15 protein-coding genes and 2 tRNA genes are annotated in these 14,502 nt (G+C 69.6%); 4 read left to right on the top strand and 13 right to left on the bottom strand.

What is annotated here, in order from left to right:
* Window positions 1–19: 19 nt before the first annotated feature.
* The gene (locus ACIBD9_RS15690; protein WP_396718130.1) at window positions 20–1,219 is read right to left on the bottom strand and encodes a DUF418 domain-containing protein; all 1,200 of its coding nucleotides are present in this window, start codon (window positions 1,217–1,219) and stop codon (window positions 20–22) included.
* Between the two features lie 108 nt (window positions 1,220–1,327).
* Between ACIBD9_RS15690 and ACIBD9_RS15695 the strand changes: the two genes are divergently transcribed.
* Both ACIBD9_RS15695 and ACIBD9_RS15700 read left to right on the top strand, forming a co-directional pair.
* Window positions 1,328–2,086, top strand: coding sequence for a TetR/AcrR family transcriptional regulator (locus tag ACIBD9_RS15695; protein WP_396718132.1), 759 nt, complete (start codon window positions 1,328–1,330; stop codon window positions 2,084–2,086).
* 98 nt (window positions 2,087–2,184) lie between these two features.
* Window positions 2,185–2,982: an MBL fold metallo-hydrolase gene (locus ACIBD9_RS15700; protein ID WP_396718134.1), complete on the top strand. Its 798-nt coding sequence runs from the start codon at window positions 2,185–2,187 to the stop codon at window positions 2,980–2,982.
* 79 nt (window positions 2,983–3,061) lie between these two features.
* Here ACIBD9_RS15700 and ACIBD9_RS15705 read toward each other — a convergent pair whose 3' ends face one another.
* The 8 genes from ACIBD9_RS15705 to gyrB all read right to left on the bottom strand — a co-directional run bounded on the left by ACIBD9_RS15705 (window position 3,062) and on the right by gyrB (window position 9,931).
* A complete protein-coding gene (locus ACIBD9_RS15705; protein ID WP_091396513.1) occupies window positions 3,062–3,481 on the bottom strand; it encodes a CBS domain-containing protein in 420 nt (139 codons plus the stop codon).
* An 80-nt stretch (window positions 3,482–3,561) separates the two neighbouring features.
* Window positions 3,562–3,870 carry a hypothetical protein gene (locus ACIBD9_RS15710; protein ID WP_396718136.1) on the bottom strand — a complete coding sequence of 103 codons (309 nt, stop codon included), beginning with the start codon at window positions 3,868–3,870 and terminating at the stop codon, window positions 3,562–3,564.
* A gap of 30 nt (window positions 3,871–3,900) precedes the next feature.
* A tRNA-Ala gene (locus tag ACIBD9_RS15715) sits at window positions 3,901–3,976 on the bottom strand.
* A gap of 43 nt (window positions 3,977–4,019) precedes the next feature.
* Window positions 4,020–4,148: a DLW-39 family protein gene (locus ACIBD9_RS15720; protein WP_209444550.1), complete on the bottom strand. Its 129-nt coding sequence runs from the start codon at window positions 4,146–4,148 to the stop codon at window positions 4,020–4,022.
* A 42-nt stretch (window positions 4,149–4,190) separates the two neighbouring features.
* Window positions 4,191–4,264 (bottom strand) — tRNA-Ile (locus tag ACIBD9_RS15725).
* 151 nt (window positions 4,265–4,415) lie between these two features.
* Window positions 4,416–5,327: a DUF3566 domain-containing protein gene (locus ACIBD9_RS15730; RefSeq protein ID WP_396718138.1), complete on the bottom strand. Its 912-nt coding sequence runs from the start codon at window positions 5,325–5,327 to the stop codon at window positions 4,416–4,418.
* Window positions 5,328–5,331: 4 nt separating this feature from the next.
* Complete coding sequence (gene gyrA, locus ACIBD9_RS15735) at window positions 5,332–7,854, bottom strand: DNA gyrase subunit A (protein ID WP_124776802.1); 2,523 nt, start codon at window positions 7,852–7,854, stop codon at window positions 5,332–5,334.
* 130 nt (window positions 7,855–7,984) lie between these two features.
* Window positions 7,985–9,931: a DNA topoisomerase (ATP-hydrolyzing) subunit B gene (gene gyrB / locus ACIBD9_RS15740; protein WP_238657700.1), complete on the bottom strand. Its 1,947-nt coding sequence runs from the start codon at window positions 9,929–9,931 to the stop codon at window positions 7,985–7,987.
* 522 nt (window positions 9,932–10,453) lie between these two features.
* Between gyrB and ACIBD9_RS15745 the strand changes: the two genes are divergently transcribed.
* Window positions 10,454–11,008, top strand: coding sequence for a hypothetical protein (locus tag ACIBD9_RS15745; RefSeq protein ID WP_238657701.1), 555 nt, complete (start codon window positions 10,454–10,456; stop codon window positions 11,006–11,008).
* On the opposite strand, the gene ACIBD9_RS15750 is transcribed toward ACIBD9_RS15745, so the two are convergent.
* Entirely contained in the window at window positions 10,993–11,481 is a 489-nt protein-coding gene (locus tag ACIBD9_RS15750) for a MarR family winged helix-turn-helix transcriptional regulator (protein WP_396718143.1), read from the bottom strand. The genes ACIBD9_RS15745 and ACIBD9_RS15750 overlap by 16 nt on opposite strands.
* A 125-nt stretch (window positions 11,482–11,606) precedes the next feature.
* Here ACIBD9_RS15750 and ACIBD9_RS15755 point away from each other — a divergent pair, with 125 nt between their 5' ends.
* A complete protein-coding gene (locus ACIBD9_RS15755; protein WP_396718146.1) occupies window positions 11,607–11,834 on the top strand; it encodes a hypothetical protein in 228 nt (75 codons plus the stop codon).
* A gap of 9 nt (window positions 11,835–11,843) precedes the next feature.
* On the opposite strand, the gene ACIBD9_RS15760 is transcribed toward ACIBD9_RS15755, so the two are convergent.
* From ACIBD9_RS15760 to gnd, 3 genes are read right to left on the bottom strand one after another with little or no spacing between them, the layout of a single operon-like run.
* On the bottom strand, window positions 11,844–12,455 hold the full coding sequence (locus ACIBD9_RS15760) for a DUF721 domain-containing protein (RefSeq protein ID WP_396718149.1): 612 nt from the start codon (window positions 12,453–12,455) through the stop codon (window positions 11,844–11,846).
* On the bottom strand, window positions 12,445–13,578 hold the full coding sequence (recF, locus tag ACIBD9_RS15765) for a DNA replication/repair protein RecF (RefSeq protein ID WP_396718152.1): 1,134 nt from the start codon (window positions 13,576–13,578) through the stop codon (window positions 12,445–12,447). Before recF ends, ACIBD9_RS15760 begins: the two co-directional genes overlap by 11 nt.
* 16 nt (window positions 13,579–13,594) lie before the next feature.
* Window positions 13,595–14,467, bottom strand: coding sequence for a phosphogluconate dehydrogenase (NAD(+)-dependent, decarboxylating) (gene gnd / locus ACIBD9_RS15770; protein WP_112583933.1), 873 nt, complete (start codon window positions 14,465–14,467; stop codon window positions 13,595–13,597).
* Window positions 14,468–14,502 lie beyond the last annotated feature (35 nt).

The following is a 14,502-nucleotide window of genomic DNA, read 5'->3' on the forward strand; positions in this document are numbered from 1 at the left end:
CGGCTTCATGCGGCGGCGATCACGCCCGTGGCCCGTAGGTCAGGCGGCGCAGGACGATCTCGGCGGGGCCGGGCCGCTTGCGCTTGTCGAGCTGACGCGCGATCAGGACGGTGGCGAGCCAGACGGCCACCGCGATGATCAGACCGGTCACCGTGGGGCTGCCGAACCGGTCGCCGAGAGCGAGCGTGTAGGGCGCCAAGAGGACGAGCCAGGCCACGGACTGGAACAAATATCCCGACAGGGAACGCTGGCCCAGGGCTGCGAGAGCGCCGACGACCGGGCCGGATCGGGTGACTCGCATGGCGATCAGGCCGAAGACGGCCACGTAACCCGGTCCGGCGAACATGCCGCTGGCCCCGTGGAGCAGCAGCATCAGACCGGCCGCCGACTCGTCGACGTGCAGCCATCCGGCACTGACCAGGGCGGCCGGGAGGCCGCCGGCGACTGCGCTGCCGAGGCCGAGGACGGCGGTCCAGGTGAGCAGGGTCCGGTGCCGGGCCGGCTCTTCGAGGACGCGGCGGCGAGCGGCCCACATGCCCAGCCAGGCGATCATGATGAAGGGCAGGACGGTCAGCGTGTGCACCGGCCATTCGCCGAGGCGGTCCAGCACGGACGCGACGTAGTCGGTCGCGGCGAGGGAGTCGACGTGGCCCGACGGCAGCGGCGCCGACCCGCTCGACCCGCCGAGGATGCCGCTCACCACCATGACGCCGATGACCAGCAGTTCGACCGCCGCGAGCGCCCAGAGCACCAGCACGACGCGGTGGAACCGGTCGCCGCGGCGCAGCAGCAACAGGGTCATCGCGATCCCGACGATCCCGTACGCGCCGAGGAAGTCGCCGTAGTACAGCAACGCGGCGTGCGCGAAGCCGAACACGAATAGCCAGAGGTTACGACGCAACAGCACGGAGCGGACCTGCTTCGCCGTGGCACCGGAGGCGTCCTGACGGCGGGCGAGTTGGACGAGGCCGTAGCCGAACATCACCGCGAAGACCGGATAGCCGCGGGCGTGGACGAGTTCGAAGAGCAGGAAGTTGAGGCCTCGGTCGACGCCTTCCGGCGTGGCGTCGAGACCGGGCTCGCCGGCGAAGACCACTCCGGCGACGTTGGCCAGCGCGATGATCAGCAGCATCGCTCCTCGGGCCAGGTCCGGCGCGAGGGCACGCTCGGCGCGCAGCACCGGCCCTCTCGATGTCCGCGGTGCGGTGTCAACGCTCATGGTCGTCTCCCCGTGACTCGACATTAGTTTCAGAGAGAAAGTATCACTCGTACACTAATCCTGTCTGTCATGATGTTGACGTAACCTTCCGGGCGAACGTGGGAGCCCATGACCAGCGACGATTTCGTTCCGGCGCCACTGCGCCGGCTGTGGGGCATGTCAGAGTCGTCGCGCCTCGGACGGCCCGCGTCCCTCGACGTCAACGTGGTGGTCGCCGCGGCGGTGGAGATCGCCGACCGCGACGGGCTCGACGGCGTGACGCTTCCCAAGGTCGCCAAGAGCCTCGGCTTCACGAGCATGTCGCTCTATCGGCACGTCGGCTCCAAGGACGAACTGCTCACCCTCATGGCCGACGCCGCACTGGGCCCACCGCCGGACATCGCCGCCGCCGACTGGCGGGAAGGGCTGCGCCGTTGGGCCTTCGCGCACCGGGCGGTGCTTCAGCGTCGGCCGTGGTTGACGCGCGTGCCCGCCGCCGGACCGCCCTCCGGTCCGCACCAGATCGCCTGGATGGAGGCCGCGCTGGCGGTCATGTCCGGCACCCCCCTGGACTGGGCGCACAAGATCGGTGCGATGTCACTGATCAGCGGCTACGTGGTCCAGTCGGTACGGCAGTACGGCGAACTCGCCGAGGGCAGGGCCGCCGGCCAGGGTCAGGCCGACGCCGAACGCGACTACGGCCGGGCGCTTGCGCGACTCGTCGACCCCGACCGCTTCCCCGAGACAGCCCGGCTGTTCTCCTCGACGCTGTTCGAGGCGCCACCATCCGACACCCCCGACGCGGCGATCGCCGACGCGGACTTCTCCCTCGGGCTGGAGCTGATCCTCGACGGCGTCGCCGTCCGGATCGCGCGCTCCGACCCCTGAACCCACCCGCGTGCTCTGGCCGGTTCATGAGCGGCTTCAGCGGCTGAGCCGCATGCCGACGGCTCACCGGGGTACCGAAGCCGGAGGAGGTGGCCACGATGGCGGAGCAACCGCAGGTGACGTTCATCGGTACCGCGACGACGGTGCTGCGGATCGGCGGCTTCACCCTGTTGACCGACCCGAACTTCCTTCACCGGGGTCAGCGGGCGTACCTGGGCAAGGGGTTGTGGTCGCGCCGGCGCACGGACCCGGCGTTGCGGATCGCCCAACTCCCAGAACTGGACGCGGTGGTCCTCTCCCACCTGCACGGCGACCACTTCGACCGGGTGGCCCGTCGGGATCTGGACCGCGAGCTGCCCATCGTCACCACCCCCGCGGCGGAACGAAAGCTGCGCCGCTGGGGCTTCCGGGCCGCCCAGGGCCTGCCGACGTGGTCGTCCCGGGAGCTGCACCGCGACGGTACGACCCTGCGCCTGACCTCGATGCCCGGGCAGCACGGCCCAGGTGCGCTTGACCGGCTGATGCCCGACGTGATGGGCACGATGATCGACGTGGAGCGTTCCGGGCGGCGGGAGTTCCGGCTCTACGTCACCGGCGACACCCTCAACCGGCCGCTACTCAGCGCCATCCCCGAACGCTTTCCGGACATCGACGCGATGCTGATCCACCTCGGCGGCACGAAGGTCGCCGGGATCCTGCTCACCATGGACGCCCGCCAGGGTGCGGACCTGGTGGAGCTGGTCCGTCCGCAGCTGACCGTGCCGATCCACTACGACGACTACCCGGTGTTCCGCTCCCCGCTGGCGCACTTCGTCGACGAGGCCCGCCGCCGTGGCTGGGCTAAGCAGGTGCGCACCATCGCCCGCGGTGAGACCGTCCCGCTCACACACGCCTGACCGCACTGCCGGTCGCCGGCCTACGCGAATCGCCGCCGCCCGGCGAACCGGCGGCGGCGATCATTGACAGGCGCTATGGTCAGCTGCGCTCGGAAATGGCCTCGATGAGGTCGCCGACGGGGCGCTCCGGCAGGGATCGGGCCACATCGGCCACCGCCACGATGCCCACCAGCTCGTGGCCATCGATCACCGGCAGTCGGCGTACCTTGTGCTGCCCCATGGTGCGCAGGATCTCGGCCGCGTCGTCGTCCGCGCCGATGGTCACCGCCTCGCCCTGGGCCAGCTCACCGGCCGTCACGTTGGCCGGGTCGCGACCCTCGGCCAGCACCTTCACCACGATGTCGCGGTCGGTCAGCATGCCCTTGAGTCGGTTGTCGTCGCCGCAGATCGGCAGAGCGCCGACCCCCAGCTCGGCCATCCGCTTCGCGGCCGACTTCAAGTCGTCCTGCTCGCGGACACAGGTCACGTCGTTCGTCATGATCTCGCGTGCCGTAGGCATTGGTCTGACACCTCACTTCCGGGGGGTTGTTGCCGTTTCTCCTACCCCGGTCGGTCACCGCCATGCCGCCTGCTTCGCTGTTACCGCTCGTCGGCGTGGAAAGGATCCCGGGCCGGGCCCTGCTCGGCCCAGCAGTGGCCGCCCCTGAACTCCACACCAGGGATGTCGTCGACGAGCCGGCTGATGTCCGCGACACTGGCCAGCGAGGCGGTGAGATCGGCCCCCAGCTCCTCGGCGGCTGTGTCGACGTCGTCGTCCTCAGTGGACCAGTCGATGTCGGCGGCGCGCAGATCGGCAACCGCGTGGCCGGTCACGGCAGAGGGATCAGTGACGATCACGTCGATCCGGCAGTAGATGTGCATGGTGATCGCCGGTGACTGTTCGCTCATCCATGGATGATGGCAGCTGGCAAAAGGTGCTGGTGGAGCCCAGGGGACTCGAACCCCTAACCCCTGCCTTGCAAAGGCAGTGCTCTGCCAGTTGAGCTAGGGCCCCGTGAGTGGCCGCGGCGACGATTCCTCGTCGCTGAGCCGAACGATCAGCGCAGGTCGGGCGCGGTGGTCGCCTCGTGCCACAGGGCACGCTCGTCGTTCGATGCCTTGATCTTGTTGAACACGACGGCGGCCACACCGACGACGCCAGCCAGAATCAGCAGCTTCTTGAACATGGGGCAACCCCTCAAGCTCGACTACCGTCGGACGACATGCGGTGGGGCTAGATGGAATCGAACCATCGACCTCAGAGTTATCAGCTCTGCGCTCTAACCGACTGAGCTATAGCCCCGCGTTGCGACGAGCAAGATTAACCCATCCGCTCTGCCGGCCCCAAATCGGGGTCCGCGCCTGCGAGCCGGGCCCGTCGCCGCCTGCAAAACCTACCCGAGTACGGGACGCCGGAGCGACCGCTTTCCGCGGTGCCCCGGCGTCCCGGTCACTCAGTCCCGCTCGGCGAGAGTCAGCTCGATCCCGCCGACCAGGTCGGCGCAGACGTTGTAGACGAACGCGCCCAGCGTGGCCAGCGCGGTGAACAGCACCACGTTGACCAGCCCGATCAGCGCCGAGCTGAGAATCACGCCCTTGGCGGTGATCTGGAAGCCGCTGGTGCTCTGCCCGCCGCCGGCGTTGACCAGATCGCTCAGGCTTCCGTTGACGCTCTCGAAGACACCCATCGCGTCCAGCGCCAGGTAGAGCACCGAGGTGGCGACCACCACGACGATGAAGAGCACCACCGACACGGCGAATGCGAACTTCATCACGGACCACGGGTCGATCCGCTTCAGGTTCAGCCGGGCCCGGCGCGGCCCGCGGGAGGCGGCCGAGCTGACCGACGTACGCGCCGCGCGCACCGCGTCACCGACGCGGGCGGCCCCGACGGCGGACGCGTTGCCAATCCCCGGTGGCAGGCCACCGCCGCTGGCCGGGCGGCCGGCAACGCCGGGACGCGCGGTATCCGGCTGCGGTTGGGTCATCCCGGGTGTGATCCGCGGCTGGGTGCCGGTGGACCCGGTTGACGCCGCCTGACCGGGCCGGACGCCGATCGGCTGGGTGGTCGTCGGACGGGCCGAGGGTGCCGCCGCCGGACCCGGAGGATTGGCGGCGGCCGACGTCGGTGCCTCGGCGCTGGGCGCCTCGGTCTTCTCGCCCGACCCGCCATCCTCGCCCGGCTGCTCCGGCGGGGGTGTCATACCTGGAGCCCTGGTGAACTTCGGGGCAGGCGCGTCGGCGGGGACCGTCGCCCGGCCCACGGCCGCGCGGCCGGTCGCTGGTGTGCCGCCCTTGGCGGCCTCCTCGTCGACCGGTTTGGCCGAGGTCCCCGTGTTCCCCGACTTCGCCTGTGTCTCCGTCATTCAACTAGTCCTGTTCGTCAGGCTCGTCGGCATTGCGAGCAATCGCCACGATAGTCACGCCGTCCGGGAGGTCCATCAGCTTGACCCCCATTGTGTTCCGGTCACGCGTACGGCGTACAGGCTTCACCGGAGTCCGAATGACACCACCATTGCTGGTGATCGCGAACAGCTCGTCGTCCGGATCGATCACCACCGCGCCAACCAGACCACCGCGCCGTTCGGTGATCTTCGCGGTCAACACGCCCTTACCTCCCCGGCCCTGCACCGGGTATTCCTCAATCGGGGTGCGCTTCGCATATCCCCCGTTCGTGGCCACCAGAACGTCCAAACCTTCCCGCACGACTTCCATGGCGAGCAGGACGTCGTCGTCCGTGAAGCGCATGCCGATCACACCCGAGGTGGCCCGGCCCATCGGCCGCAACGCCTCGTCCGAGGCGTTGAACCGGATCGCCTGCGCCTTCTTCGAGACCAGCAGCAGGTCGTTCTCCGGCGCAACCAGCGCAGCACCGACCAGCTCGTCCTCATCGCGCAGGTTGATCGCGATGATGCCGCCGGAACGGTTGGAGTCGAACTCCTCGAGCCGCGTCTTCTTCACCAGGCCGTTCTTCGTGGCCAGTACCAGATAGGGGGCTACCTGGTAGTTCGGGATCTCAATGATCTGCGCTATCTGCTCGTCGGGTAGGAAGGCGAGCAGATTGGCCACGTGTTGGCCCTTGGCTACCCTACTGGCCTCCGGCAACTCGTACGCCTTGGCCCGGTAGACACGGCCCTTGTTCGTGAAGAACAAGATCCAGTCGTGGGTCGAGCAGACGAAGAAGTGGCTGACGATGTCGTCCTGCCGCAGCGTGGCACCGCTGACGCCCTTACCGCCGCGCCGCTGCGAGCGGTACAGGTCAACCTTGGTCCGCTTGGCGTACCCGGTGCGGGTGATCGTGACGACCACGTCCTCGCGGGCGATGAGGTCCTCCATCGAGACCTCGCCGTCGAACGGGATGATCTGCGTCCGGCGGTCGTCGCCCCACTTGGCGACGATCTCGCCCAGCTCCTCCGAGACGATCTTCCGCTGCCGCTCCGGCTTGGCGAGGATGTCCTTGAGGTCGGCGATCTCGATCTCGAGCTTGGCCAGGTCGTCCACGATCCGCTGCCGCTCCAGGGCGGCGAGCCGGCGCAGCTGCATGTCCAGGATCGCGGTCGCCTGGATCTCGTCGATCTCCAGCAGCCGGATCAGGCCCTGCCGCGCGTCGTCCACGGTCGGCGAGCGCCGGATCAGGGCGATCACCTCGTCCAGCGCGTCCAGCGCCTTGCCCAGGCCGCGCAGGATGTGCGCCCGCTCCTCGGCCTTGCGCAGCCGGAACGCGGTCCGCCGCCGGATCACGTCGATCTGGTGCTCGACGTAGTAGCGGATGAACTGCGCCAGGTTGAGCGTGCGCGGCACGCCGTCGACCAGGGCCAGCATGTTGGCGCCGAAGGTCTCCTGGAGCTGGGTGTGCTTGTAGAGGTTGTTCAGCACGACCTTCGCGACCGCGTCGCGCTTGAGCACCAGCACGATCCGCATGCCGGTACGCCCGGAGGACTCGTCGCGGATGTCGGCGATGCCGGCGAGCTTGCCCTCCTTGATCAGCTCGGCGATCCGCTCGGCGAGGTTGTCCGGGTTGACCTGGTAGGGCAGCTCGCTGACGACCAGGCAGGGGCGGCCCCGCTTGTCCTCCTCGACCTCCACCACGGCGCGCATCCGGATCGAGCCGCGACCGGTGCGGTACGCGTCCTGGATGGCGGTGGTGCCGACGATCAGGCCGTGGGTCGGGAAGTCCGGGCCCTTGACGATGCCGAGCAGGGCTTCGAGGGTGGTCTCCTCGTCCTCCTCCGGGTGCTCCAGGCACCACTGCACCGCCGCGCCGATCTCGCGCAGGTTGTGCGGCGGGATCTTGGTGGCCATGCCGACCGCGATGCCCTCGGAGCCGTTCACCAGGAGGTTGGGGATCCGCGACGGCAGGATGGTGGGCTCCTTGGCCCGGCCGTCGTAGTTGTCCTGCAGGTCGACGGTGTCCTCGTCGATGTCCCGCAGCATCTCCATGGCGAGGGGGTCGAGCTTGCACTCGGTGTATCGCATGGCGGCGGCCGGGTCGTTACCCGGCGAGCCGAAGTTGCCGTTGCCGTCGACCAGCGGGTAGCGCAGCGACCAGGGCTGCGCCATCCGGACCAGCGCGTCGTAGATCGCCGAGTCGCCGTGCGGGTGGAACTGACCCATCACGTCACCGACGACGCGGGAGCACTTCACGTAGCCGCGGTCCGGGCGGTAGCCGGAGTCGAACATCGCGTAGAGGATCTTGCGGTGGACCGGCTTGAGGCCGTCCCGGACGTCCGGCAGTGCGCGACCGACGATGACGCTCATCGCGTAGTCGAGGTAGGAGCGCTGCATCTCCACCTCGAGCCCGACCGGTTCGATCCGGTCGTGCGCGACCACCGCGGCGATGGCCTCGGCGGGGACCTCGGGCTCGTTCGGTGTGGACTCGGGAGAATCGGTCACTGTATACCCTTATCAGACTCAGAGTCGTTTTCGTGCTGTGGATAACGGCTGTGGATACCGGCCAAGCTGTGGATAACTCTGTGGACCGCCGGATCGGCCGGACACTGCCCGGCCGATCCACCGCAGTCCGTCAGATATCCAGGAACCGCACGTCCTTGGCGTTGCGCTGGATGAACGACCGGCGCGCCTCGACGTCCTCACCCATCAGCACACTGAACAACTCGTCGGCGGTCGCCGCGTCGTCGAGAGTGACCTGACGCAGGGTACGCGTCGCCGGGTTCATCGTGGTTTCCCACAGCTCGGGATAGTTCATCTCGCCGAGGCCCTTGAAGCGCTGGATGTCGTCCGGCTTGGCGTTCGGCTTCTTCTGCTGGCGCAGCGCGATCAGGCCGTCCCGCTCGCGGTCGGAGTACGCGTACTGGGCGTCGTCGCCCTTCTTGTTCCACTTGATCTTGTAGAGCGGCGGGGCGGCCAGGTAGACGTGCCCCATCTCGACAAGCGGACGCATGAAGCGGAACAGCAGGGTGAGCAGCAGCGTCTGGATGTGCTGGCCGTCGACGTCCGCGTCGGCCATCAGCACCACCTTGTGGTACCGCAGCTTCTCCATGTCGAAGTCGTCGTGGATGCCGGTGCCCAGCGCGGTGATCAGCGCCTGGACCTCGTTGTTCTTCAGCACCCGGTCGATCCGGGCCTTCTCCACGTTGAGGATCTTGCCGCGGATCGGCAGGATCGCCTGGGTCCGTGGGTCGCGGCCCTGCTTGGCCGAGCCGCCGGCCGAGTCACCCTCGACGATGAACACCTCGGACTCGCGGGGGTCGGTCGACTGGCAGTCGGCCAGCTTGCCCGGCATCGAGCCGGACTCCAGCAGCGACTTGCGCCGGGCCAGCTTGCGCGCCTGCTGCGCGGCGATCCGGGCCCGGGCCGCCTGGGAGGCCTTCGTGATGATCATCTTGGCCTCGGCCGGGTTGCGGTCGAACCAGTCGACCAGCCGGTCGTTGCAGACCCGCTGCACAAAGCTCTTCACCGGGGTGTTGCCCAGCTTGGTCTTGGTCTGGCCCTCGAACTGCGGATTGGCCAGCTTGACCGAGATGATCGCCGCGAGGCCTTCGCGGATGTCCTCACCGGAGAGCTTCTCGTCGCCCTTGAGCAGCTTCTTGTCGGTGCCGTACCGGTTGACCACGCTGGTCAGCGCGGACCGGAAGCCCTCCTCGTGGGTGCCGCCCTCGTGGGTGTTGATCGTGTTGGCGAAGGTGTAGACCGACTCGCCGTACGACTCGTTCCACTGCATGGCGATCTCGAGGGACATGCCCTCCTCCTCGGCCTCGAACTCGACCACTGTCTTGTGGATCGGGCTCTTCGAGGCGTTGAGGTGCCGGACGAAGTCCGCGATGCCGCCCTCGTAATAGAAGGTGACCTCGCGCTGCCGGCCGTCCTCCTCCTCGGCCACCCGCTCGTCGAGCAGGTGGATGCGGAGGGCACGGTTGAGGAAGGCCATCTCCTGCAGCCGCCGGTAGATGGTCTGGAAGTCGAAGTCGACGGTCTCGAAGACGTCGGGGTCGGGCCAGAAGGAGACCGCCGAGCCGGTGCGGTCGGTGGTCTCGCCCTTCTCCAGTGAGCCGGGCTTGGAGTTGGTGTAGTGCTGCCGCCACACGGAGCCGGACTTGTGGATCTCGACGAACATCTTGGTGGAGAGCGCGTTGACCACGGAGACACCGACGCCGTGCAGACCGCCGGAGACCGCGTACGCCTTGCCGTCGAACTTGCCACCCGCGTGCAGGATGGTCAGCGCGACCTCGACACCGGGCTTCTTGAGCTTCGGGTGGAGGTCGACCGGGAAACCACGGCCGTTGTCGGTGACCCGGACGCCGCCGTCGGCGAGCAGCACCACGTCGATGGTGTCGCAGTATCCGGCCAGCGCCTCGTCGACCGCGTTGTCGACGACCTCCCACACGAGGTGGTGCAGACCGCGCTCGCCGGTGGACCCGATGTACATACCGGGCCGCTTGCGAACCGCCTCCAGCCCCTCGAGAACGGTGATCGACTCTGCGCCGTACTCCTGCTTGTCCTGCGCTGCCACCCTCGGCCACTTTCTCGCGTCAGCCGCGCCGGTAGGGGCGCGTCGGGCGCGGGTTCGGCGGACAGGACGCGACGTCGGCGCGCGGACCGGTGCCGGAGACCTCCGGACAGCGGGTCGAACGCGCCGGTCGCCGCGGTTGCCCGCGGATCGCGATCGGCTCGACCCGACGTCGAGAATGAATCTGGGGCCACCGGCCCCGTCCCACTCCCGCACCGGGTCTTCGTCTCGCTGTCAATCCTACTGTGCCCGGAGGACAGAACCACCACTCGGCACCCTCAGAGAGGCGGCTGAGAAGTCCATAGCCGGCAGAACCCCGCCGCCCACGACTCCCCCCACACGCCAGGCCCCCATCGCACGCGCCGCCCCGGAACGGGTTGACCCGCGGTCGGGCGGGTCGGGGGTCGCGGCCGAAGCGTCCGTGCCGTACGTTTGCGGCGCCCCGGAACCAGCCTTGATCTTTACCGGTTGGAACCGGGACGATCGACCCGATCGACCCGACACGTGCTCTTTAAGAGGTGACAGATGGGGCTGGACAACGTCGCGGTGCACTGGCCGCGGACCGGCCGCTTCTACGATCCGGTCGCGCCGGCCGAGTTCGTCGACTTCGGCGAGATCGTCGATCTGCCGCGGATCTCCGCGCCGACCGCGGCGCTGGCCGAGCTCATCGCGAAGACCGGCACCATCCGGGCGACCGCGTACACCGAGTTGGTGGATCTGCTGCTCGGCCTCGAAGGTGTGTTGTATGCCACAGACGCCGCCGCCGAGGACGAGGACCCGGTGATCGACCCGGACGGGTGCTCCTGGATCGCGAGCGGCATCGAGCGCTTCGTGGCCGCGCACCGCCCGAACGGCGAAGCGGTCACCTTCGAGTCGGTGAGCACCGTGCTGCGCTCCCTGCTCGGCGACGGTCGGTTGGCCGAGCAGCAGCTGCGCTGGCTGGAGAGCCGGCTGGACGCGCTGCGCGACGAGCGCGGTGACCCGCCGCAGTGGAACTTCACCTGCGCAGAGCTGGGCGTGCTGGCGGCGTTCTACCGGCGCTGCGCCGAGCGCGGGTTCGCCGTCTACGCCGACGCCTGAGTCGCCGCGTCGGTCTCCGCGGCGGCCGGTCGGTTGGCGGCCGAGATCAGTTGCGTGAGCACCGCGTGCAGGTGTTGCAGGTCCTCGACGGGCAGCCCGAGCCGCTGCACGATCGCGGCCGGGATCAGCTCGGCCTGACTCCGCAGCGCGGCACCGCTGGCGGTGAGGGTGACGGCGAGGCTGCGCTCGTCGCTCGGGTCGCGTTCCCGGCGCAGGTAGCCGGCCGCCTCCAGCCGCTTGAGCAGGGGTGACAGCGTGCCCGGGTCGAGCTGGAGCAGGCGACTGAGGTCGCGACCGGACAACGGCGCGTGCTGCCAGAGCGCCAACATCACCAGGTACTGCGGATGGGTCAGCCCCATCGGCTCCAGCAGCGGCCGGTAGACGGCCACCACGCTGCGCGCGGCGACCGAGAGGGCGAAACAGACCTGCTGCTCCAGGGCCAGCGGGTCGACGCCGTCCGGTCGTTCGCTCATCGGTTGCCCTCTCTGCGCACGATGACTATCGTACCGATAATTGGTGCGCCAACCATTGGTACCCCAATGGTCTGCTCGTGCGACGGGCGAGCACCGACGAGGCGACGCGGGAAAGAGGGCGGCAGATGAGCGAGGACGGCGCGGTCACCAGGGCCCCCGGCGAGGGCGGCCGATTGATGCGCTGGGCCTTCCGGCACCTCGCCGGCCCGGCCGAGGGTGTGCAGGGCGCGGTGCAGGGCGGCTCGGCCGAGGCCCGCGAGGCGTGGAAACACGACCTGGCCGAGCGCAAGCGCTTCACCCGGGAGCAGCGGGAGCGCAAGAGGGCAGCCCGCGAGGCGGCCCGGCGCGGTTGAACGGCCGACTCAGCCGTAGGTGTCGCGCGGGCCCCGGCCGCGTACCCGGCGTGGGCCCTTCCCCCAGGAGGGCGCGGCCGGGCCGTGGATGTGCAGCTTGCGCACCACGTTGTGACCGACCTCGCTGGCGATCTGCTTGAGCAACGAGCCGGCGAGCAGCCGCAGCTGGGTGGCCCAGGCGGTCGAACGGGCCTCCACGGTCAGCTCGCCGTTCTCCAACTTCACCGGGCGACTGTTCTGCGCCACCTCTCCGCCGACGACCCGCTCCCAGGCGCCGAACACGGTGGCCTCGGCCGCCGGCTGCTGCCAGCCACGCGCCTTCACCAGCCGGTTCAGCACCGCACTGAGTGGCTGTGGATCACGCGGGTCGGGGCCGGGACCGGAGTAGCCGCGCAACCGCCGCCCCGAGCCGCCGGCAGCGTCGCCACCGCCGGGGGAACGCCGGGCGCGGGCCGCCGCCTGCCGACGGGACAGCGCCGCGTCGAGCACCGCCCGGGCCAGCTCCGGCCCGCTGGCGGCCGCCGCCGGCTCACCGCCCGCCGCTCCCTCCGCCGCCTTCGGGGTACGCGCTGCCGGGCCGTCGCCGGCCGCTGGTCGTTTGGGGCGTGGCTCATCCGACACGGCGTACCGTCCCTTCGCCGACCTGATAGCGGGTGCCACGCAGCGCGGCCGGCACGTCATCGTCCACCGCGCAGGTGACCAGCAGCTGACTCGCCCCGCCCACCAGTTCCGCCAACCGCTCCCGGCGGCCGGTGTCCAACTCCGCGAAGACGTCATCGAGCACCAGCACCGGCTCGATGCCGTCGGCGCGCAACAGGTCGTACCCGGCCAGCCGCAGCGCGAGCGCGAACGACCACGACTCGCCGTGGCTCGCGTACCCCTTGGCAGGTAGCGGACCGAGGCTCAGGGCCAACTCGTCGCGGTGTGGGCCGACCAGTGTGGTGCCCCGCTCGATCTCGGCGGAGCGGGACGCGGCCAGGGCCGCCGTCAGCGCCTCGGCCAGAGCGGCCCGGTCGGTGGTCGGCTCGGCCAGCTCGATCGACGGCCGGTAGGCGATGCTCGCCGCGCCCCGACCGGCGGCCACCGCGTCGTACGCCTTGGCCACGTGCGGGGTGAGCGCGGCCACCAGCTCCAGGCGGCCGGCGAGCAGCTCCGCGCCGTGCTGGGCCAGGTGGGTGTCCCAGACGGCGAGGGTGCCGAGGTCACCACCCCGGGACCCACCGGTCTTGCGGGCCAGGTACGCGGTGCGCAGCAGGGCGTTGCGCTGCTTGACGACCCGCTCGTAGTCGGCCCGCACGCCCGCGTACCGGGGCTGGCGGTTGACCAGCAGGTCGTCCAGGTAGCGGCGGCGCTCGGCCGGGTCGCCCCGGACCAGCTCAAGATCTTCCGGGGCGAACAGCACCAGTCGCAGCGCCCCGAGCACGTCCCGGGCCCGCCGCGCCGGCGAGCGGCCCAGCCGAGCGCGGTTGGCCTTGCCGGGCACGATCTCCAGCTCGACCAGGAGTTCGCGGCCGTCGTGCACCACCGCGCAGCGGATCACCGCCGACGTGGCGCCCATCCGGACCAGCGGGGCGTCGGTGGCGACCCGGTGTGAGTCCAGGGTCGCCACGTAGCCCAGCGCCTCGACGAGATTGGTCTTGCCGACGCCGTTGGCGCCGATCAGGACGTTCGCCCCCGGCTGGAGGTCGACGGCCACCCGCTCGTACGAGCGGAAGTCGACAAGTTCCAGCCGGTGAACGTACACAGGTTGTGGATACCGCTCAGCGCTTGTGGACGGCGTGGCCACCGAACTGCTGACGCAGCGCGGAGACGGCCTTCATGGCGGGCGAGTCGTCCTGCCGCGAGGCGAACCGGGCGAACAGCGAAGCGGTGATGACGTTCAGCGGAACGGCCAGCCGGACCGCCTCGTCGACCGTCCACCGGCCCTCGCCGGTGTCCTCCGTGTAGCCACTCAGGTCGGCCAGCTCCGGGTCCTCGTCGAGCGCCCGGTCCAGCAGGTCAAGCAGCCAGGAACGGACGACGGTGCCCTCGCGCCAGGACTTGATGACGCCCGGCACGTTGGTCACCAGCTCCGAGGCGGCCATCAGCTCGTAGCCCTCGGCGTAGGCGTGCATCAGGCCGTACTCGATGCCGTTGTGCACCATCTTCGAGTAGTGCCCGGCGCCGACCGGCCCGGCGTGCACGAAGCCGAACTCGCCCTCCGGCTTGAGCGCGTTGAAGATCGGCATCAGGCGGTCCACGTGCTCCTGGGCGCCGCCGACCATCAACCCGTAGCCGTTCTGCCGGCCCCAGACGCCGCCGGAGACCCCGACGTCCATGTAACCGATGCCGCGCTGGTTGAGCCGCTCGGCGCGGGGGGCGTCGTCGCTGAAACGCGAGTTGCCGCCGTCGATGATGATGTCGCCCTCGCCGAGCACCTCGGCGAGCTCGTCGATCGTGGCGTCGGTGACACCGGCGGGCACCATGACCCAGACCGCGCGCGGCGACTCAAGCTTCTCCGCCAGGCCGGCGAGGGTCGTGACGTCGCTGATCTGCGCGTTGTGGTCGAAGCCGACCACCTCGTGCCCGGCCGAACGCAACCGCTCCCGCATGTTGCCGCCCATACGGCCGAGTCCTACTAGGCCGAGCTGCATGTGTTTCTACCTCCGTGGATCTGGGTGTTGCTGGG

Source organism: Micromonospora sp. NPDC050784, assembly GCF_044456765.1.
GTDB classification, from domain to species: Bacteria; Actinomycetota; Actinomycetes; order Mycobacteriales; family Micromonosporaceae; genus Micromonospora; species Micromonospora foliorum.

What these genes read in the sequence shown, in the direction of transcription:
- ACIBD9_RS15690 (WP_396718130.1), bottom strand. Translation starts at nt 1,219, where the DNA reads ATGAGCGTTGACACCGCACCGCGGACATCGAGAGGGCCGGTGCTGCGC.
- ACIBD9_RS15695 (WP_396718132.1), top strand. Translation starts at nt 1,328, where the DNA reads ATGACCAGCGACGATTTCGTTCCGGCGCCACTGCGCCGGCTGTGGGGC.
- ACIBD9_RS15700 (WP_396718134.1), top strand. Translation starts at nt 2,185, where the DNA reads ATGGCGGAGCAACCGCAGGTGACGTTCATCGGTACCGCGACGACGGTG.
- ACIBD9_RS15705 (WP_091396513.1), bottom strand. Translation starts at nt 3,481, where the DNA reads ATGCCTACGGCACGCGAGATCATGACGAACGACGTGACCTGTGTCCGC.
- ACIBD9_RS15710 (WP_396718136.1), bottom strand. Translation starts at nt 3,870, where the DNA reads ATGAGCGAACAGTCACCGGCGATCACCATGCACATCTACTGCCGGATC.
- ACIBD9_RS15720 (WP_209444550.1), bottom strand. Translation starts at nt 4,148, where the DNA reads ATGTTCAAGAAGCTGCTGATTCTGGCTGGCGTCGTCGGTGTGGCCGCC.
- ACIBD9_RS15730 (WP_396718138.1), bottom strand. Translation starts at nt 5,327, where the DNA reads ATGACGGAGACACAGGCGAAGTCGGGGAACACGGGGACCTCGGCCAAA.
- ACIBD9_RS15745 (WP_238657701.1), top strand. Translation starts at nt 10,454, where the DNA reads ATGGGGCTGGACAACGTCGCGGTGCACTGGCCGCGGACCGGCCGCTTC.
- ACIBD9_RS15750 (WP_396718143.1), bottom strand. Translation starts at nt 11,481, where the DNA reads ATGAGCGAACGACCGGACGGCGTCGACCCGCTGGCCCTGGAGCAGCAG.
- ACIBD9_RS15755 (WP_396718146.1), top strand. Translation starts at nt 11,607, where the DNA reads ATGAGCGAGGACGGCGCGGTCACCAGGGCCCCCGGCGAGGGCGGCCGA.
- gnd (WP_112583933.1), bottom strand. Translation starts at nt 14,467, where the DNA reads ATGCAGCTCGGCCTAGTAGGACTCGGCCGTATGGGCGGCAACATGCGG.